The organism is Thermodesulfobacteriota bacterium (assembly GCA_040755095.1).
GTDB lineage: Bacteria > Desulfobacterota > Desulfobulbia > Desulfobulbales > JBFMBH01 > JBFMBH01.
In genome coordinates this window covers 19032-38642 of the sequence record JBFMBH010000009.1, presented here as the reverse complement: position 1 = coordinate 38642, position 19611 = coordinate 19032, and the positions used below count along the sequence as shown (strand labels likewise).

At 70.5% G+C, this 19611-nt stretch carries 11 protein-coding genes; 5 read left to right on the top strand and 6 right to left on the bottom strand.

Features of this window, described 5'->3' with window-relative positions:
- The first annotated feature begins 22 nt into the window (after nt 1–22).
- Nucleotides 23–2176, top strand: coding sequence for a PAS domain S-box protein (locus tag AB1634_03050; GenBank protein MEW6218495.1), 2154 nt, complete (start codon nt 23–25; stop codon nt 2174–2176).
- 17 nt (nt 2177–2193) lie between these two features.
- On the opposite strand, the gene AB1634_03045 is transcribed toward AB1634_03050, so the two are convergent.
- Both AB1634_03045 and AB1634_03040 read right to left on the bottom strand, forming a co-directional pair.
- The gene (locus tag AB1634_03045; GenBank protein MEW6218494.1) at nt 2194–5544 is read right to left on the bottom strand and encodes a M28 family peptidase; all 3351 of its coding nucleotides are present in this window, start codon (nt 5542–5544) and stop codon (nt 2194–2196) included.
- A complete protein-coding gene (locus AB1634_03040) occupies nt 5541–6608 on the bottom strand; it encodes a hypothetical protein (GenBank protein MEW6218493.1) in 1068 nt (355 codons plus the stop codon). Before AB1634_03040 ends, AB1634_03045 begins: the two co-directional genes overlap by 4 nt.
- A gap of 239 nt (nt 6609–6847) precedes the next feature.
- On the opposite strand from AB1634_03040, the gene AB1634_03035 reads away from it, so the two are divergent.
- Both AB1634_03035 and AB1634_03030 read left to right on the top strand, forming a co-directional pair.
- Nucleotides 6848–7708 (top strand): DMT family transporter, encoded by an 861-nt coding sequence (locus tag AB1634_03035; GenBank protein MEW6218492.1) that lies wholly within the window; start codon nt 6848–6850, stop codon nt 7706–7708.
- A 126-nt stretch (nt 7709–7834) separates the two neighbouring features.
- Nucleotides 7835–10009, top strand: a complete 2175-nt coding sequence (locus AB1634_03030; GenBank protein MEW6218491.1) for a PhnD/SsuA/transferrin family substrate-binding protein — start codon at nt 7835–7837, stop codon at nt 10007–10009.
- Here the strand turns inward: AB1634_03030 and AB1634_03025 are convergent.
- From AB1634_03025 to AB1634_03010, 4 genes are all read right to left on the bottom strand, one after another.
- A complete protein-coding gene (locus AB1634_03025) occupies nt 10006–11181 on the bottom strand; it encodes a glycosyl hydrolase (GenBank protein ID MEW6218490.1) in 1176 nt (391 codons plus the stop codon). The two genes, AB1634_03030 and AB1634_03025, sit on opposite strands and share 4 nt — an antisense overlap.
- Before the next feature lie 72 nt (nt 11182–11253).
- Entirely contained in the window at nt 11254–14583 is a 3330-nt protein-coding gene (locus AB1634_03020) for a glycosyltransferase (protein MEW6218489.1), read from the bottom strand.
- Nucleotides 14580–16202 carry a hypothetical protein gene (locus AB1634_03015; protein ID MEW6218488.1) on the bottom strand — a complete coding sequence of 541 codons (1623 nt, stop codon included), beginning with the start codon at nt 16200–16202 and terminating at the stop codon, nt 14580–14582. The genes AB1634_03020 and AB1634_03015 overlap by 4 nt, the downstream gene beginning before the upstream one ends.
- A gap of 32 nt (nt 16203–16234) precedes the next feature.
- Nucleotides 16235–17200, bottom strand: a complete 966-nt coding sequence (locus AB1634_03010; GenBank protein MEW6218487.1) for a glycosyltransferase — start codon at nt 17198–17200, stop codon at nt 16235–16237.
- 365 nt (nt 17201–17565) lie between these two features.
- Between AB1634_03010 and AB1634_03005 the strand changes: the two genes are divergently transcribed.
- Nucleotides 17566–18720, top strand: coding sequence for a nucleotidyltransferase family protein (locus AB1634_03005; protein ID MEW6218486.1), 1155 nt, complete (start codon nt 17566–17568; stop codon nt 18718–18720).
- A 232-nt stretch (nt 18721–18952) separates the two neighbouring features.
- The coding region (locus tag AB1634_03000; GenBank protein MEW6218485.1) for an Rpn family recombination-promoting nuclease/putative transposase at nt 18953–19611 on the top strand (659 nt) is incomplete at its 3' end.

Genomic DNA, 19611 nt, shown 5'->3' with positions numbered 1-19611 from the left:
TCCGGTCCGGACTAACCTTTTTATGGGGGTAAGAACCCTCGCCGGCCGGCGGGAGCTTCTTGTCCCTGCATCGATTCATGCCGCTGCCGAGGTTGCCGTGGCCGATCCCATCCTCGTCCCCCCGTCGCCGATCACCCCTGTCCCATCCCTGGCCCGGGAGGAGGAGCGGGCCCTCCTGGTGGCCATGCTGGAGCTGTTGCCGGACGGCATCTGCGTCATCGATCCCCAGGGCCTGGTGCGGGCCTGGAGCCCAGGCGCCGCCGCCATGCTCGGCTACTCGGCCGAGGAGATCATCGGCCGCCCGATCACCGTCACCATGCCGGAGGAGATTGCGGCCGCGGAACTGACCCATTGTCTCGAGCGCCTCAACCAGGAGGGCTTCTTCCGGGACTACGAAAGCCAGCGCCTGACCAGAGACGGCCGGCGGCTGCCGGTTCTGATCACGGCGGTGGCTCTGCGGGACGCTGGCGGCGCCATCAGCCATTACGCCGCCATCATCCGGGACATCAGCGCGCAGAAAGGGATCGACGCCGAGCTGGAGAGGCATCGCCATCATCTGAGCGAGATTGTGGACGAGCGCACCTGGGAGTTGGCTGCTGCCAACGAGCAGCTGGCGCAGGAGGTGGCGGAGCGCCGCCGCCTGGAGACCGAAGCCCGGGCAGCGGAGGCGACCTTCCGGGCCCTGGCCGAGGAGATGGCGGTCGGGGTCTTCGTCCTGGCCGGCGACCGGCTGCTCCTGGTCAACCGCAAGCTGGAATGCCTGTGCGGCCGGGAGCGGGCGGAGCTGGTGGTCCCCGACTTTCCGATCGCCTCCCTGGTGGCAGCGGAATCGGGTCCCGCCCTGGAGGCGGCGGTCAGGGCCTGTCTCCAGGGCCGTTCCATGCCGGCCGCCGAGTGGCCGCTTCAGGCCCTGGACGGGGCCAGCCGCAACGGCCTGGTCTCTCTCCAGCCGATCAGCTACCAGGGGCAGGCAGCGGTCCTCGGCATCGTCACCGACATCACCGAGCGCAAGAGGACCGAACTGGAGGTGGGACGGGCCCAGCGGCTGGAGGCCATCGGCGTCCTCGCCGGCGGCATCGCCCACGATTTCAACAACCTGTTGACCGCGATCCTGGGCAACATCTCCCTGGCCCGACTGCAGAGCCAGGACCAGGCCAAGCTGCACGCCCGCCTTGCCGCGGCCGAGGAGGCGGCGTTGCGGGCCTCCCACCTCACGGCCCAGCTCTTGACCTTCGCGCGGCGGGGGGCGCCGATCCGGCGCCGGGTGCGGCCCCAGGAGCTGTTCGCCGACAGTGTCCTCTTTGCCCTCAGCGGCTCGGCCGTGGGCTGCGATCTGCGGCTGGCGCCCGATCTGTGGCCGCTGGAGGTGGACGAGGGGCAGATCAGCCAGGTCATCCATGAGCTGGTGGCCAATGCCCGGGAGGCCATGGGAGGAAGCGGCCGCCTGCTGGTGGTAGCGGCCAACGTGCTGGTGGCCGAAGGGAGCAGCTACCCGTCCTTGTCCCCCGGCCGCTATGTGCAGCTGTCGATCCAGGACTGCGGTCATGGCATCCGCAACGGCGACCTGCCCCGGGTCTTTGATCCGTACTTCTCCACCAAGAGCCGGAGCGAGGTCAAGGGGATGGGCCTGGCGCTGTCCATCTCCTACACCGTGGTGAAAAGCCATGGCGGCCTCATCACCGTCGACTCCCAGGAGGGGCAGGGCGCCGTCTTCCACCTCTTTCTGCCGGCCAGCAGCGAGCAGCCGGCGGTGCGCCCTCCGGCTGCTGCTCCTGCTGCCCCGGGCCGGGGGCGGATTCTGGTCATGGACGACGAGGCCGGGGTGCGGGAGGTGGCCCAGGCCGTGCTGGCCGGCGAGGGCTACGAGGTGGAGACGGCGGCCGACGGCGCGGCGGCCCTGGCCTTGTTCGTGGCGGCACGCCAGGCCGGCCGCCCTTTTGCTGGCGTGGTCCTTGACCTCACGGTGCCCGGGGGCATGGGCGGCCAGGACGTGGTGGGCAAGATCCTGGCCGTGGATCCTCAGACCTTGATTATCGTCTCTTCCGGCTTCAGTGACCATCCGGTGATGCGGGACCCCCGGCGTCACGGCTTCGTGGCCGCGATTCCCAAGCCGTATCTGCCCCGGGAGCTGTGCCGGGTGGTGGCGGCGGTCCTGAACGAGCGGACTCCCCGGTAGGGCGCTTTCTCCCCGGCTCAGTGGTCGGCCAGCACCACCGGGACCTGCCGGCGGCTGCCCGCCCGCTCCACGGTGAGCTGGACGCTCTGGCCCGGGCGGGCGGCGCGCAGGAGGGCGGCCAGGTCCTTGATGCCGGCAATGCCGCTGCCATCGGCGGCCAGGATGACGTCGCCGGCGGCCAGACCGGCGGCCGCGGCCGGCGAATCCGGCACCACCCCGGCCAGCCGGTAACCGGGCCCGGCGAAGGTGAAGTCCGGCACGGTGCCGATGCCGCTCCTGCGCGGTCCGGCGGCAGCACCGGCAGCCGCAGGCATCCGGCCGGCCGGCAGAGGCTGCGGCCGGTCAGCCAGGGCCTGGAGCGCCTCCAGAGTGAGGCTTGCCACCTGAACCAGACTGGCCGGATCGATGCGCTCGCTGGTGTCGGCCGGTGTGTGGTATTCCAGGGGCGGGCCGCCGAAGAGCTGGACGGCTGGCAGGCCCCGCTCCTGGAAGCTGGTCTGGTCGGAGCTGTCCAGGGCCACCGGCACGCAGGCCACCCCCACCCCTGACCGGCCGCCGGCTGCCTCCAGGAGCGGCTGCCAGCCGGGGCTCCCCTCGGCGCCCAGGACCAGCACCGGCCCCTGGGTGAGCCGGCCCACGGTATCCAGATTGACCATGGCCTGGCAGCGGTCGGCCGCCAAGGCGGTGCTGGCGGCCAAAAAGTGGCGGGAGCCCTTCTTGCCCAGCTCTTCGCCGTCGAAGGCCACCAGAAAGAGGGGCCGGGCCAGAGGCCGGGCCCCCTGGCCCAGCATCCGGGCCACCTCCAGGAGCACGGCGACGCCGCTGGCATTGTCGTTGGCGCCGGCGTGGATCTGGCCACCGCTGGCCGCGTCTGGTGGCCCCAGGCCCAGGCCGTCGTAGTGGGCGCCCAGGACGATGGCCGCAGCCGTCGGGTCCTGGCCGCGGCCCGGCAGCTTGGCCACCACGTTGGTCAACCGGATCGGCTCCCCGGTTTCGGTTGCCGGCTCCTCCCAGGTCTGGAAGAAGTCGTCGTGGTCGCCGGCCGGCGTCAACCCGGCCTGGCGGAAGGCGCCGGCGATGAAGGCCGCGGCTTCCCGGGCACCGGCACTGCCACTGGCCCGGCCCTGCCGCTCCGGCGCGGCCAGAAAGCGGACATCGGCCAGGAGCCGCTGGCCGCTGACCGAGGCCGCTGGCTGGGCCAGGGGCTGGCGTTGGGGCAGCCGGCCCCGGGGTGGCGCCTTCTCGCTGCCGGTGGCCAGAAGGCGGGCCAGGGGGGAGTCGGCCACCGGCCACCGGCCCTTGCCGGTGTTTTTCGCCTCGGCGCCGGCAAAGGCCAGGTAGCTGTACTTGTGGTAGTGGGGCAGCTTGCGGCCCACCGCAGCGGCCATGGCCGGATCGTCCACCCCCAGCCAGATCAGGGGCAGGCCGGCCGGCCCGCCCCGGCGGGCGGCCAGCACCACCCCCTGCTCGGCCCGGGCCACCGGCCCTGAGGGCAGGGTCAGGCCCTGGGCGGTGAGGCCCGCTCCCTTCCCCTGGAGGGCGTCCGCCACCGCCGAACGCCACCGGTTGTCCCAGCCGCACACCACCACCGCGCCCGTGGCGGGCAGCTCGGCTACCGTGTCCTCCCCGGCCACGGTGACCGCGGCGGTGCTGCCGTCGGTCCAGGCCCGGGCCAGCTCCTGACACGCCGCGCCGGCTTGGACGGCAGCTGCCGCCGGCAGGAGAAAAAGGGTCTCCGCCGCACCCAGGGCCTCGGAAAAGGCTGGCGGAATCTCGGCCTTCGCCAGGCGCCGGAAGAGATCGAAAAGGGGATCCACCTCCAGGCGCAGGGGCCTCTTCGCCACCCGCAGCTCCAGGTCCAGCTGCCGGCCGCTCATGGCCGCCTCCTGCCAGAGCACCTCCTCCTCCCCCTCCAGGGTGACGGCCAACGGCACGAAGAGGGCATAGGGCTCCCCGGTCTGGGTCTGGAGGAGCTTGGCCCGGAGCAGGAAGCCGGTCCCGTCCGGGCGCACCGAGGTGGGCCCCAGGGTCAGCTCCGGCGCCCCGGTCCGCTCCAGCCACTGGCGAAAAAACGGCGCCAGATCCCGGCCGGCGGCGCGGGACAGGCTCTCTTCCAGGTCAGCCCAGGAGGCGACCTGGAAGGTGCGGCTGGCGAAGAAATCCCGCAGCCCGGCCAGGAAGACCTCATCCCCCAGCTGGCGGCGCAGCATGTGGAAGAGCATCAGCGCCTTGCCGTAGCCCACCGCCTCGGTGGCAGCGCTGTGGCGGCTGCGGAAGGCGGTCAGGGCCAGGTCGTGGCCGGAGGCGGCGTAGTCGGTGTACTTGTGCAGGGTGGCCTCCCGGTAGGCGGCATCCGTGCCCCCCTGCTCTTTCAGCAGATGATCGGCCAGATAGGCGGTCAGGCCTTCGGCCCAGTTGCCGCGGGCAAAGTCGATGAAGACGCCGTTGCCCCACCAGTTGTGGAGGATCTCGTGGGGATAGGACGAGGTGAGGATGAAGGGGAAGCGGATCACCTTCGACCCCAGCAGGGTGAAGGACGGCATGCCGAAACCGGTCTCCCAGAAGTTCTCCACCAGGGAGAAAGAGGCATACGGGTACGGTCCCAAAAGGCCCTGGTAGAGGGTCAGGTACTCGGCGGTGGCGTCCAGGTAGCGCCAGGCCAGCTCAGGATCGTCCTGGCGCAGGAAGGTGAAGGCGGTGATCCCGCCTGCCGGCCGGCTGGTCTCCACGAAAGGGCCGGCCACCAGGTAGAGCTCTTCCTGGGGAGAGGTCACCTGCCAGGCGGTGATGACCCGTTCTCCGTCCGCCTGCCGCTCCAGTCGCCGGTCCTGGCCCACGGCCTGCCAGCCGGCCGGCAGCTCCACCCGCACCCGGCCGCTCACCGGCTGCTCCGGCAACAGCGGATACCAGCCCGAGCCGCCATGGAGCACCACCCCTTGCGGCCGGATGGTGCCCGGCGAGCTGGCAACGCTGCGGCCGTACTGCCGGCCCTCGGCCGCCGGATCGTGGTCGATGGACCCGCTGTAGGTCAAGGTCACCGGCCCTCCGCCGGCGGGTCGCGTCAGCCGGTAGGGCGCCAGGGGCTCGTCCTCCGGCTGCGGCGGGAGCGGGCTCAGCCGGGCGCCCGGGGTGGTGGTGCCGGGATTGAGTCCGGCATGGAGGAGGATCTCCACCTCCAGGGGGGTCCCATCCGGGAAGGTGATGGTGTCGTTAGCGGCAAGACGATGCTCGGCGGGCGACAGCTGCACCGCCAGGTCATGGTGCACCGGGGCTGCGGCCTGGGCGGGCAGCACGGCAGCCAGGCCGGCGAGGACGGCCAGCAGCAGGGCGGCCGGCAGCGGACTGAGGCGTATGTGGTGTGGCATCATTCCACCCAGTCGGCGATGAAGATGTCGGTGGCCCGGGGCTTTTCCGGGTTGCGGTTGGAGGCGAAGGCCAGCTTGCGGCCGTCCGGGGAGAACATGGGGAAGCTGTCGAAGGTCTTGTTGAAGGTCAGGCGCTCAAGACCGGTGCCGTCGCTGTTGACGAGGTAGAGCTCGAAGTTGCCGCCGAACTTGTTGATCTCGGGCCGCCAGTCGTCCATGTTGCTGGAGAACACCAGCCGCCGGCCGTCCGGGTGCCAGGAGGGCGCCCAGTTGGTGGCGCCGTTGGCCACCAGCCGGGTCTTGCCGGAGCCGTCGGCGCTCATCACCCAGATGTCCAGGGGAAAGGGCACGATGTAGCTGCCGGCCAGGCACTGCTGCCACTGGGCCAGCTCCTCGGCGGTCTCCGGGTACCAGGCCCGCCAGGCGATCCGGGTGCCGTCCGGCGAAAACCAGGGACCGCCATCGTAGCCGACCCGGTCGGTGAGACGCCGGACGTTGCTGCCATCGGCATCCATGAGGTAGATGTCAAAGTCACCGTCCCGCTGGGAGCCGAAGACGATGTGACGGCCGTCCGCCGAGACGACGGGCTCGGCATCGTAGCCCGGGTTGTCGGTGAGCCGTTTGGGGTCAGAGCCGTCGGCCTGGGCCACAAGGATGTCGTACGGAAAGAGCGGCCAGACGTAGTGGCTGCCCGCCGGCGGTGCCGGGCGGGGCGGGCAGTCGCCGGGGAGGTGGCTGGTGCTGGCAAAGACGATCCGGCCGTCCGGGAAGAAGAAGGAGCAGGTGTGGACGCCGTGATCCGGGCTGACCAGCCGCAGGTCGCTGCCGTCCGTAGCCATGGTCCAGATGCGGTCGCAGCCCCGATCCCCCCGGTTGGACTGGAAGATGAGGCGGCGGCCATCCCAGGAGAAGTAGGCCTCGCCGTTGTCGCCGTCAGTGGTGAGCTGGGTGACGTTGGCCAGGTGCGGCTCCTGGCCGGTGGCCGGCTCGGCGGCCGCAGCCGCTGCGGCCAAGGACAGGGGCAGGGCCAGGGCGGCCACGGGCATCAGCAGGCGGGGCATGGGCATGGGATTGCCTCCAGGGACAGATTGGGTCTGGGACTGGACCGGTGGGAGTCCTGGGACGCCGGGGCTGGATGGACCGGACCGGCCGGCGCGGCGGTTCTTTCTGGGTCATACCGGAAATGGGGACCTGCCGTCAACCGGGGCGGCGTGATCAGCGAGAGTTGCCATGCGGGGCGCATCCGAATGGATGAAACGCCGGAAGTCCGCTCTGGTGGCCGATGTTTCTTGAGGGCCCTACGGGGATGAGCTGGCTTTTTCTTGCACTGGTGGCGGCCCTGGGACAGTCGGCCGGTGACGTCCTGTCCAAACGGCTCAGCCGGGAGGTCTCGGATCTGGCCAATGTCTGGATCCGCTTCCTCTACGCGGCCCCTTTTTGTCTCGCGGCGCTGCTGGCCGTGGAGTGGCCGTCCCTGGACCGGGTCTTCTGGCTGGCCCTGGCGGCGGCACTGCCGCTGGAGATCACCGCCTGGCTCCTCTATCTGCGGGCCATCCGCCTGTCTCCCCTGGGGCTGACCATTCCCTTCCTGGGGTTGACGCCGGTCTTCCTCCTGGTGGTGCCACGCCTGATCCTGGGTGAAGAGGTTTCTGCCCAGGGGGCGGCAGGGGTGCTGGCGGTGGCTACCGGCATCTATGTCCTCAACCTGGGGCAGGCGCGCACCGGCCTTCTGGAGCCGATCCGGGCGATCGGCCGCGAGCCGGGCTCCCGGCTGATGGTCCTGGTGGCGGTCCTCTTCAGCCTCACTGCCACCCTGGGCAAGCTTTTGATCCAGCATTCCTCGCCCCTGTTCGTGGCCGGCTTCTACGCCCCGGTGGTGGCGCTGGCGCTGGCCCCCTGGGCCGCAAGCCGGCCGCAGGTGCGGCAGGAGGCTTGCCGTTGGCCCGGGCTGGGTCTGGCGATCGGCATCACCGTCGCCGTCATGGCGGTGGCCCATTTCGCTGCCGTCAGCCGGGCCCCGGTGGCCTACATGATCGGTGTCAAGCGGGTGAGCCTTCTCCTGTCTACCCTGTGGGGCTGGCTCTTCTTCCGCGAGCCGCAGGCCGCCAGCCGCCTCCTGGGCGCGGCGGTGATCGTTGCCGGTGTCTTTCTGATCGCCGCCGGCTGAGGGCCGAGCGGCGGCGCGGTCCGGCGGTAGCGGGGCGATTGACAGGGGCCGGCCGGCCAGCGTATACCATACCAATGGGCTCAGGGAAGGACCGGTAACCTCCAGACTTGGTGTGGAATCGTGATCATGAAGCGCCGGTGTGCTCTCGTCTGCAGCCTGATCCTGGGCTGGCTCCTGCTGGGCGTAAGCCCCCTCAGCTGGGCTGGAGAGGCGGAGGTGCGGCTGGGTGTGCTGGCCAACCGCGGCCGCCAGCAATGCCTGGAGCGTTGGGCGGCCACCGCCGACTATCTGTCCGCCAGCATCCCGGGCGTGCGCTTCCGGATCGTGCCCCTGGCCTTCGAGGAGATCGATGCGGTGGCGGCAGCCGGGCGGGTCGATTTCATCCTGGTCAATTCCGGCATCTACGTGGAGATCGAGTCCCGGTACGGGGTCAGCCGCATCGCCTCCCTGAAGAACTGGAATCGGGGCCAAAGCCACGCCTTGTTCGGCGGTCTCGTGGTCTGCCGGCAGGAGCGGCACGATATCCAGAAAATGACCGATCTCCGGGGCAAGAGGGTGCAGGCCGTGGACCCCACCTCCCTGGGCGGCTGGCTGATGGTCCTGCGGGAGCTGCGGGCGAAGGGGATCTGGCCGGAGCGGGACTTCGCGTCACTCCGCTTTGCCGGCACCCACGACGAGGTGGTGCTGGCCGTTCTGAACGGCGAGGCGGATGTTGGCTGCGTCCGGACCGACACCCTGGAAAAGATGGAGGCGGAAGGCAAGATCCGCCTGGCGGATCTCAGGGTCATCCACGATCATGTGCCAGATGGCGAGTCCCTGCCTTTTCCCCATTCCACCCGCGCCTATCCCGAGTGGCCCATGGCCAAGCTGCGGCAGACCCCGGACGGCCTGGCCGAAAAGGTGGCCGTGGCCCTCCTGGCCATGCCTGCCGACTCTCCGGCAGCCAGGGCGGCCAAGTGCGCCGGCTGGACCATCCCCTCGAACTACCAGCCGGTGCACGACTGCCTGCGGGAGCTGCACCTGGGCCCCTACCAGGATCTGGACCGGGTGGACCTGGCCCAGGTGGCCCGAACCTACTGGCCGGTGATTCTCGGCTTCATGGTCCTCCTGCTCAGCGTGGTCGGCGCGGGCCTGCACGTGCTGCGCCTGAAGAACGCCATCAACCGCTCGTACGGGGAGCTGGACCAGATCTTCAACACCGCAGCCGGCGGCATGCGGGTGGTGGATACGGAATTCCGCATGCTGCGGGCCAACCGCACCTACCTGGCCATGCTGGGGATCGGCGATCACGACTGGCAGGGGCGGGCGTGTCACGAGGTCATGCCCGGCACCATGTGCCGCACCGGCGACTGTCCTTTGACCCGGATCATGGCCGGGGACGAGCATGTGGAGATGGAGGTGGACAAGGTCGCCCCGGACGGCCGGGTCTTCCCCTGCCTGCTGACCGTTCGTCCGTTCCGGGATCCGGAGGGCCGGCTCCTGGGCATGATCGAGGACTTCCGGGACATCACCCAGCTCAAGAAGGCGGAGCAGGCGCTGGTCCTGCAGAAGGAGCGGGAGGCCCGGCAGGCGGCCATGGCCCACAGCGGCCGCATGGCCGCCCTGGGCCAGATGGCCACCGCCATGGCCCACGAGATCAACCAGCCCCTGTCGGTGATCAGCGTCACCTTGCAGGCCTGGGCCGCCCGGCTGCGGCGGGGCTCCCTGGACAGTGCCGCCATGCTGGAGAAGGATATCCCCCGGGTACTGGGCAACGTCGAGCGCATCAGCCGGCTCATCGAGCATGTGCGCAGCTTCGGCCGCACCGATGCCAGCCGCCAGCCGGTGGACGTCAAGGCCGTGGCCCAGGACGCCCTGTCCCTGTGCCGGCACCAGTTCCGGGCTCGGGGTATCGAGCTGGTGGAGGCATACGCCAGCGAGCTGCCGGCGGTCTCGGCGGTGGCCGGCGAGCTGGAGCAGGTGGTGCTGAACCTCCTCGCCAACGCCCGCCAGGCGGTGGAGGACAAACAGGCCGTGACCCCGGATTTCCAGGGCGCGGTGACGGTGTCCACCGCCCTGGTCGAGCAGCGGGTCGTTGTCCGGGTCCAGGACAACGGCACCGGCGTGCCGCCGGACCAGGTGGCCTTCATCTTCGATCCCTTCTTCACCACCAAGCCATCCGGGAAGGGGACCGGTCTCGGCCTGCACCTCTGTCTCCAGATCATGGAGCGGCTGGGGGGCGGCATCAACCTCTTCAACCAGCCCGGGCAGGGGGCCTGCTTCGAGGCCTGGCTGCCGGTCTCCCAGGAGTCGCCAGCTTAGCGGGAGGCCGGGGCCAGCTGCGGTCGCGGCAGCCAGTGGGGGTCGGACACCTGCTCCCGGAAGGCGGCCAGGGCAGCCGGCGAGGAGTTGACCCGCAGGTTGGAGTAGCTCTCGTCGGCGTTTTGCCAGCGCTCGTGCCAGTACACCGCAGCCTTGACCCGCGGCTGCTCGTCGCGCATCACCGCAAGCGCCTCCTGCAGCCAGTCCGCCTTGCTGCCCGCCTGCGGATACTCCCCCACCCCGAATTCGGCCACCATGATCGGCTTGCTCGGGTCCAGCGCAGCCAGCTCCCGGAAGGCGGCCTCGCTGGCCTGCCGGAAGGTCAGCCAGTCGCTGGCGGCAAACTGCTTGCCGTAGATGCTCACCCCCAGCCAGTCAACGTATTGCGCCCCCGGATAGTACTGGGCGAAGGCATTCCAGGGCTCCGCCGGGAAGCTCAGGTGGTTGACGTGGAAGACCCACTGGATGTTTCCGGCCCCCCGGGCCCGCACCCGGTCCACCACATGCCGAAAAGCCGCCTTGTACAGCGCCGGACCGGCGAAGCCGCCGGCGGGCGCCGGGGTGCCGCCGCCGTAATGGCAGCCGGACCAGGGGAACCAGTGGCCGTTCATCTCCAGGCCCCAGGCCACCAGGATTGGCCGCCCGTACGCCCGGGCGCCATCGGCCCACCGGTCGAGGTAGCCATCCCAGGTCCCGGCCAGGATGGCGTCCAGACGGAAGCGGTCGGGAGGTTGGCTCTGGCTGTACGGCCGGTCCCAGGGCGACCAGTAGACCAGCGGCACGGCGCCGTGCCGGGCGATGAGCTCCAGGTTCTTCTGGGGAAAGCTCTCCTCCCCCCAGAAGCTCGACGAGGCGATGATGGCCTGATGCTTGCCGACCAGGGTCTCATAGGCCTCGATGGCCTCCAGGGTGACGGTATCCTCGGCCTCGCCGAAGTCGATGTAGGCGCCCAGATAGGCGCCGGCGGCCGGCACCGCCAGGGGGGCAGCGGACGGGGCCGGCGGACCGGGGGCCGGCGGCTCATCCGCGCAGCCCGCCAGGAGATAGCCCGCGAAGACCGCGGCGCCGAAGAGCACCGACAGGCGGATGCGGTCGTGGCGCAGCCTGATCCGGGGCCGGGCCGGGGCAGGGACAGCGACCACTCGGGCGGCCCCTTCCGGTTGTTTCTGCATGATCCCTCCTCCGTTGTCGTGCCCTGCCCCCTGCCGGGGCAAGGGTCGAATGGCGGTGTCCCTGGCCTGGGACTACGCCCGGGCCGTCACCGTGGCGGTGCGCTCCAGCTTGCCCCCGCCCACCCAGACCCCCTGAACCGCCCTGAGCACGGCCCGCCAGACCACCCAGGCCAGCAGGGGGCGGTAGACCAGGCGCATGGGGACCATCCGCCAGGCCCGGGCCAGGGGCTCTCCTTCCAGAAAGCAGGCCAGCGCCGCCAGGATGAGATCCATGGCCAGGAAGACCAGAAAATAGAGGTAGATGCTGCCGCCAGCCCCTGTGAGCAGGCAGCCCAGGAGCAGGACATCGGCGACGGGGCCCACCGCCACCAGGAGGATCTGGAAGAACCAGATCCCGGGCAGGGCGAACCAGCCCAGGGCCCCGGCCCGGGGGTGGAAGACCAGGTCCCGGTGCTTCCACAGGCACTGCAACACCCCGAACGCCCAGCGGAAGCGCTGGCAGGCCAGGGCGCCGATGGCCAGGGGCGCCTCGGTCCAGGCCAACGCCTCCGGCACATAGGCGATCCGCTGGCCATGGCGGTGCAGGGTCAGGGTAAGATCGGTGTCCTCGGCCAGGGTATCGGGGGAGATGCCGCCGGCGGCCAGCACCGCTGCGCGGCGCAGCGCCCCCACCGCCCCGGGCACCACGGTGACGCAGTTCCACTCCTGAAAGGCGCGGCGGTCCAGGTTGAAGCCGCATAGGTATTCCAGGTCCTGGCAGCGGCTGATGAAGCTCGTGGGATTGCCCACCCGGGCGTGTCCGGACACGGCGGCCACCCGCGCATCGGCCAAGGGCTGCACCAGCTGGCGGATGGTCTGGGCCGCGAACTGGGTGTCGGCATCCAGGGTGACGACGATCTCATGCCGAGCGGCGGCCAGGCCGTGGCGCAGGGCCCGGGCCTTGCCCTGGTTGGACTGGGTCAGGAGGCGGATCCGGGGATCCCGTTGCTGCCATTCCTGCACCACCTCCCCGGTGCGGTCCCCGGAGCCGTCATCCACCACGATCACCTCCAGGTCTCCCGGGTAGTCGGTGGCCAGAAGCGCCGCCAGGGTGCGGCCGATGACCTTCTCCTCGTTGTAGGCGGCCATGAGCACCGAGACCGGCGGCTGGAAGGCGGACGGCGGCGGGGGGGCGGCCCGCTGGCGCCGCCAGTGGCGTACTGCCAGGGCACAGACGATGCCAGTACGCAGCACCACCAGACCGGTCGCCACCACCATGAAGGCCCAGAACAGCTCGCCGGCCAGCCGCAGCACCGCAAAGCCGGTGCCGGTGACCAGTCGGGCCAAGAGGTCTTCGCCCGCCGGCACCGGCGGCATGACGGTGGCGGCGGGCTGCCCCAGGAGGGTGGCCAGGGACACCACCCGGTCGCCCCGTTCCTGGAGATAGTCCAGGATGGCCGGCAGGGCCGCCACGGTCTGCTCGCGGTCGCCGCCGGCATCGTGGAGGAGAATGATCTGTCCCCAGCCTCGCTGCCGTTTCACGGCCGTGACCATGGCCTCGACACCGGGTCTAGTCCAGTCTTCGGTGTCGATGCTGCTCATCACGGTCAGGTACCCCAGGGCCTGGGCCAGGCGGATCGGCGCCAGCTCGGTCCCGGTCATCGGCCGGGGGGCGGCATGATACGGCGGCCGGAACAGGATGGTGCTGCGGCCGGTGAGGCTCTCCAGGAGACGCTGGCTGGCGTTCAGCTCCAGCTCCGCCCGCTCGCCGGAGACCTCGGCCAGGTCGGGGTGGCTGTAAGTGTGCAGGCCCACCTCATGGCCTTCCGCCACGATGCGCCGCACCAGCTCCGGGTGCTCCTCCATCTTGTTGCCGAGAAGGAAGAAGGCCGCCTTCACCCCCCGGGCTGCCAGGAGGTCCAGGATGGCGGGGGTGTACCGGGGATCGGGGCCGTCGTCGAAGCTTATCGCCACCTCATCGGGCCTGCCCTGTCCCTGGTGCAGCACGGTGCGGTAGCTGGGGAAGCGCTGGTAGTGGGCGATCACCCAGCCGTCCGCAGCCAGGCTCAGCGCCCGCCGGCCGTTGGCCGGATTTTCCTCCAGACGCAGGAATTCCCCGCTGCCCAAATGGGCCACCGGCCCGTCCGCCGTGAGGTCGGCCAGACCTGCCAGGTCCTCTGGCGCCAGCGCGGAGCGGGCCGCCAGGCCCAGGGCCGGCCATATCCCCGGATCCTCGGTGCCGAGGCGGGTGATGGCCAGCCCGCCCACCTGGCGGGCCAGGGCGGCGCGGGCCTGGCTCAGCATGGTGGCGGCGTCCAGGAACCAGACGGTGTGGGAGACGCCGGAGTCGTCGTAGGAGAAGTGCGGGGTGCCGGAGGCGTCATCGGAGTCGCAGCCCACCACCCCGGCCCGTCCGGCCCGGGTCATCACCTCGGCAAAGCTGAGGGGCTCGGGTCGGGCCTGGCCATCGATCCAGTCATAGCCATAGGCGCCCAGAGCGATCACCCACTGGCCGGGGCGGCCGTATCCCAGAAGGGTGTCCAGCCAGCCTTCGAGCCAGGCCCGGGAGGCGATGGGACCGGCCAGGTCCTCCTCGCCGTTCTCGTCATGGAGCCTGGCCACGAAGCGGTCCACCACCGGAGCCAGGGCCTCCAGATCCAAAGCCTTGAGCTCCAGACCCACCGGCACGTTCAGCCACAGCTCCAGGCCCTCTTCGTGCAGGCCCTGGGCCATGCGGGCCAGGAGCCCGGTGATGGCGGCCCGGTACGCCGGATCCAGTTGGCCCCATTCCACCAGCACCCCGGCGGCAGCGATCTCCTGCAGCCGTTCCGCAAGGTCGGCGACGAACCGCTCCTGCGCGGCCACCGGGCCTGCGGCCAGGCCTTCTACTGCCTCCGGCTGCCAGGCATTTCCCAGGAGGTTGGTGAGAAGCGGCAGCACCGCCAGCTCCCGGTCCTGCGCCAGATCCAGGACCCGGGGCCGCGGCTCCTGCAGGATCCGGCCCTCGCCGTCCCCCAGGGACAGATACTCCGGGCACAGGTGGGTGATCTCTCCGGCGTGAGCGGCCGCGGACGCCAGGCTGGCCTGGTCCCAGTCCACCACAAAGGCCAGTCGTACTGGCGCGGTGTCGTCGCCATCCGGCTGGCCGGCGGAAACGGCCTTGCTGCCGGGCTTGGTAAAGCGCAGCCACAGCGGCGGGCTGGCAGGAGGGAGGGCCGACTCCGCCAGCATATGGAGCCGGGCCTTCATCTCCAGGACCGTCCTGGGCAGGGCCAACGCCGGGGTGATGAACAGGGTGCGGACAAAAAGCACGGCTGCCAAGAGGACCAGGAGGCTCGATACCACCAGCACGAGGCGCAGGCGCGGCCAGCGCTTGCCTCGGGGGTCGAGAAACACAAAGGCGTTTTCGGGCAGGGTGGTCATGGCTTGTCGGCTTCAGGGATGGGGGCCACCGGGCAGAACAGGAGCGGGTCGGGCAGCCGGCTCTCGATGCCGGGCCGCAGCTTCTGGCAAGCGGCCAGGTCCGCCGCCAGGCCATAGGCGGCCAGGGCGGTGCCGGCGGCCTTTCCTTCATAGGAGCGATACAGGACATAGGCCGGCCCTCTATGGCCGGCGACCAGTCGGGCCAGGAGCCGGTCGGTGCCGTTGGGGGTGGCGGAAGGCCCGGTGAAGTAGCTTTGGATGCGCAGGAACCGGACCGGCGCCGGGAAGAACGGGATGAGGTAGCTCATGGGGTCGACGCCGGCCATGAGCACCACGGTGTGCGCCGGGTCGTCCAGTGCCGGCACCTGCACCCCGAAGAAGTCCGGCCGCCAGGGCTCCCGGCCCCAATCGGCGGGGCGGGTGACTAAGAGCACCACCCCCAGGCAGATCGTCCCCCAGCGGCGGGCCGGCGCCGGCTCCGGCAGGAGGCGGGCGACCAGCAGCCAGATGGCCACCGGTGCCAGGATCTCCAGCACCAGGAGGTAGCGGTAGATGGCGAAGAGCTTGAGCCAGGCCAGGTAGGAGCCCAGGACGAAGACCAGGAACAGGCCCTGCCTGCAGCCCTCCCGGGTCGCCGCCGCCGGCACCGGCCGCCGCCGGCGGGTCAGGAGCACCAGGATGAAGAGCAGCGCTGCCATGGGCAGGCGGCCATCCCGGAAGGCCACCTCGGCGGTCTCCTCGGGCGCGGCCAGGAAGAACAGGGGGAAGAAGAAGGCCTCGCCAAGCCCCTGGGGCAGGAAGCGGGAATCCCGGTAGTCGGCGATGGCCGCCATCTCGGAGCGGAAGAGGTGGTTGAAGTACGGAAACAACGGGTTGCCATACTCCTGCCACATGGTGAGGAGCCACCAGCCACCGGTCAGGGCGATGCCGGCAAGAACCCCCAGGCCGAAGACGAGGGCGACCAGGATTCGTCTGGACCACGGCGCGGCCAGGGCCAGGCAGGCCAGGCACAGGCCGACGGCATACACGGCGGCCGGCTGCTTGAGGCCCGCGGTGAGGCCGGTCAGGAGGCCGGCGGCAAGGGCGAGCAGCAGACCGCGGCCGCAGCCCGGGGTGGCCAGCAGCGGCTGCTGCCGGAGGAGGAGCCAGAGGCTGGCCAGGATGGGGAGGGCAAGGATGCCGTCGCCGAAGCTGGTGCCCAGCTCGGAGACCGAGCCGGCGCCCGCCAGGCCGATGAGCCCCAGAACAAGGGCCAGCCGCTGCTGCCGCTCTTGGGGCTCCGGCGGCAACAGCAGGAGGCTGATGGCGGCCAGCGGCACCAGGCACAGCCCCTGGAGCGCTCCCAGAAGAAAGCCCACCAGCCGGGGAGGCAGCGCCTCCACCACCAGGTAGAAGGGCAGATGCAACAGGGGGTTGTAGTAGGTCGCCACCTGGGCCGGGGCGATGTCGTACCCCAGCCGGCCGTGCAGCCAGGCGTACGGGTTGTAGTAATGGTAGTTCCGGAGATCCCAGTTGGCATCCTGGCCCAGGGCCAGGGCGGCCAGCCCGCCGGCGAGGATGCCCAGGCCGGCCGCCCGGATGAGAAAGCTGGCCGGCAGGCTGGTGGTGCGGGAAGTCATGGCCAGCGGCATGCAGCCCGGACCGTCTTCTGCTACGGACGGACGCTCGGCCGCCGCCGCTCCTGGCCGTGGGCCTCCTGGGCGGCCAGCACATGGTCGGCCAGGAGCACGAACTGCTCCCGGTTGCGCCGGTTGACCGTATCCAGGATGAGGCCGGTGGTGAGCGACAGGAGGCCGATGATGAAGAGGGAGGCGGCAAGGACCGCGGTGGACGGGTGGAAGACCTTTCCTGTCGCCATGAACTCGCTGATGACGATGGCGCCGAAGCCCAGGCCCAGGGTCAGGCAGGCCAGGCCGGCCAGGCTGAAGAACAGGAGCGGCCGGTAGTCCTTGAAGATGGAGACGATGGTCTTGAGGAGGAGGAGACCGTCCCGGTAAGTGTTGAGCTTGGAATGGCTGCCCGCCGGCCGGCTGCCGTAGGGCACCGGCACCTCCTGGATGGCCAGGCCCTGCTCCAGGGCATGGAGGGTCATCTCGGTTTCGATCTCGAAGCCCCGGCTTAAGACCGGCATGGTCTTGACGAACCGGCGGGAGAAGGCCCGGTAGCCGGACAGGGCGTCAGTAAGCCGGGCCCGGAAGAGGACGTTGATGAGGCCCACCACCAGCCGGTTGCCGGAGACATGCAGGCGGCGGAAGGCCTCTTCGTGGTACTGCTGCAGCCGCGCCCCCACCACCATGTCGGCCTCGCCCCGCCGGACCGGCTCCAGGAGGGCAGCCACCCGTTCCGGCGGGTAGGTGTTGTCGCCGTCCACCATGACGTAGAGGTCCGCGTCCACCGAGCGGAACATGGCCCGCACCACGCAGCCCTTGCCCCGGGCCGGCACGTGGTGGACCTGGGCACCGGCGCCTCTGGCCTCTTCCGCGGTACGGTCGGTGGAGGCGTTGTCGAAGACATGGATCGCCGCCCCGGGCAGGGCCGCCCGGAAGCCGTGCACCACTGCCCGCACCGTCAGCTCCTCGTTGTAGCACGGGATGAGAATCGCGATTCGCTCCGCCATGGCGCAGGCACCCGGGCCATCTGGCCTCAAGTTGAAGAAGGGGGAGGATCCGTGACCACGCCCCAGGGGCGGCCGCGGGTACCGATCGGTCAGCTGGGCAGGGGAGAAGGGCAGGGGGACATGGCCATCGTATGGCGCCCGCAAGAATGCGCATCCGCCACGTGGGCCAGAAAATACCGCCCTTTGGCCGGCCGCGCAAAGCGATTTTCGGGCCAGGCGCGGCGGGATGGCGGGCCCGGGACCGGTGGGCACGGTACGGCGGCCGGGGCCGGTTGACGCCAATCCCCCTGCCCGGTACCTTGTGCGGGCATCCTCTGCCCGCCGGCGTGTCCCGGCGTCTGCCCCTCTCCCCCATGGCGACTGCCGTGACCTTGGAACTGTCCCCCACCCAGGCCGTCCTGTGCCGCCTCTTGGCTGGCGGCGTGCCGCCCGTGGCCGACGGGCCGGCCCTGGTGGACCTGGCCCTGGCCAACGGTGTCGCCCCTCTTCTCCACCACCGGCTCCAGCAGGCCACCGTGCCCCTTGACGAGGCCGGCCGGCAGCGCCTGGCCCTGGCCTACATGGCCAGCGGCGCCCGCAACCGTCAGCTGCGGCAAGCCCTGGGGGCGCTGGGCCCGCTCCTGGCCGAGCACGGCCAGGAAGCGGTGCTCCTCAAAGGGGCGTCTTTGATCGCCCGGCTGTACGAGGATCCGGCCTTGCGCCCCATGAACGACCTCGATCTCTGGGTCCCGGGGCCGGGGGCTTTCGCCCTGTGGCAGAGGCTGGTCCAGAGGGGTCTGGCCGTGCCCGCGGTGCCGGCCGCGCCCGCCCTGTCCCTGGTCGAGGGCGAGGTGAGCGCCCGGATGGACCCGGCCCGCTGCCAGCGCGATCTGGGACACCTGTCGCCCCTGTGGCTGCCGGCCTATCGCCTCAAGCTGGACCTGCTGCCGCGCCTGGACTGGGAGCGGAGCCTTCTGTCGGAGCGCCGAGAGCAGGCGATCTGGGCCAACCGCCAGCCCTGGCCGGAGGTGCCTGGCCTGGCCCTGGTGGCCCCGGCAGACGAGCCGGTCATCCTCCTTGCCCATCTGCTCCGTCATGCCATGAGTGGCGGCTTCTACCTCCTGCGGGCGGTGGACCTGGTGGTGGCTTGGCAGCGGCCGGCGTGGCGCCAGGGCTTTCTGGCCATCCGTCATCGGCCGGCGGTAGGCGCCCTGGCCCTGGCCTTGGCGGCCCTGGCGCCGGGGCAGGAGCAGCTGCTGGCTGCGCCGCCCTGGCCGGCGAGGCGCCTGTTCCACGCGGCGGGTCGTGGTGTCGTGCCGCAGCTCGCCGATCGGGGCTGGCTGGAGCGGCGCCTGGCCCTGTTGGACAATGTGCCGGATGGCGCCGGCCGCTTCCGCTACGCCTGGTCCCTGGTCTTCCCCGCGCCCGCCTACATGCGGCAGCAGTATGCCCTCCGCCGGTCGCTCTGGCTGCCCCTGTGCTACGCCCACCGGCTGGCCAGCCGAACGATCATGGCCATCAGCTCCCTCCTGGCTCGCTAGAGGCGGCCCCAGAGCAACACCGGCCTCCCGGACGGGCAGCCTCAATCCCTGACTACCGAAAAGCGATGGGAGTGATGCCGGAGCTGCTGCGACCACCGCACCCATCCTGATTGCGCAGCAGCTCCCCGGGCAAGAAGAAGCCTCAGCGGCCCTTCCTCCAGCTGGAAAGACGCCCGCGGCCGGCTGGCCCTTTCCTGTTGCAATCCCCGGCCATTGCCGGCATGTTCAGGGCATGGAGCACGATGGCGGCTACAAGCATCTTTTTTCGCACCCGGAGATGATCGCCGACCTCCTGCGGGGCTTCGTTCGCGAGGAGTGGGTGTCGCAGCTTGATTTTTCCACCCTGGAACGGGTCAGCGGCAGCTACGTCACCGACGATCTGCGGCAGCGGGAGGATGACCTCATCTGGCGGCTGCGCTGGGGCAAAGGGTGGCTGTTTGTGTATCTCCTCATCGAGTTCCAGTCGTCGGTGGACCGGTTCATGGCCGTGCGGATCATGGCCTACCTGGCCCTCCTGTATCAGGACATCATCCGCCAGGGCTGGCTGACCACCGCGGGTCTCCTGCCGCCGGTGCTGCCGGTGGTGCTCTACAACGGTGACCCCCGCTGGTCCGCGGCTACCAGCATCCAGGACCTCATCACCGAGGTTCCCGGTGGCCTGGCGGCCTATCGTCCCGAGGTGCGCTACCTGCTCTTGGACGAGGGGCGCTACAGTGAGGCGGATCTGGCGCCGTTGCGCAACCTGGTGGCGGCCCTGTTCCGTCTCGAGAACAGCCGCACCCCGGAGGATATCCGCGGGGTGCTGGAGCACCTGATCGCCTGGTTGGCTGCCCCGGAACAGGCCAGGATCCGCCGGGCCTTCACGGTCTGGATGAGACGGGTCCTGTTGCC

Coding starts and splice junctions, on each gene's coding strand:
- AB1634_03015 (MEW6218488.1), bottom strand. CDS start 16,202: ATGACTTCCCGCACCACCAGCCTGCCGGCCAGCTTTCTCATCCGGGCG.
- AB1634_03010 (MEW6218487.1), bottom strand. CDS start 17,200: ATGGCGGAGCGAATCGCGATTCTCATCCCGTGCTACAACGAGGAGCTG.
- AB1634_03045 (MEW6218494.1), bottom strand. CDS start 5,544: ATGATGCCACACCACATACGCCTCAGTCCGCTGCCGGCCGCCCTGCTG.
- AB1634_03020 (MEW6218489.1), bottom strand. CDS start 14,583: ATGACCACCCTGCCCGAAAACGCCTTTGTGTTTCTCGACCCCCGAGGC.
- AB1634_03040 (MEW6218493.1), bottom strand. CDS start 6,608: ATGCCCATGCCCCGCCTGCTGATGCCCGTGGCCGCCCTGGCCCTGCCC.
- AB1634_03030 (MEW6218491.1), top strand. CDS start 7,835: ATGAAGCGCCGGTGTGCTCTCGTCTGCAGCCTGATCCTGGGCTGGCTC.
- AB1634_03050 (MEW6218495.1), top strand. CDS start 23: ATGGGGGTAAGAACCCTCGCCGGCCGGCGGGAGCTTCTTGTCCCTGCA.
- AB1634_03025 (MEW6218490.1), bottom strand. CDS start 11,181: ATGCAGAAACAACCGGAAGGGGCCGCCCGAGTGGTCGCTGTCCCTGCC.
- AB1634_03035 (MEW6218492.1), top strand. CDS start 6,848: ATGAGCTGGCTTTTTCTTGCACTGGTGGCGGCCCTGGGACAGTCGGCC.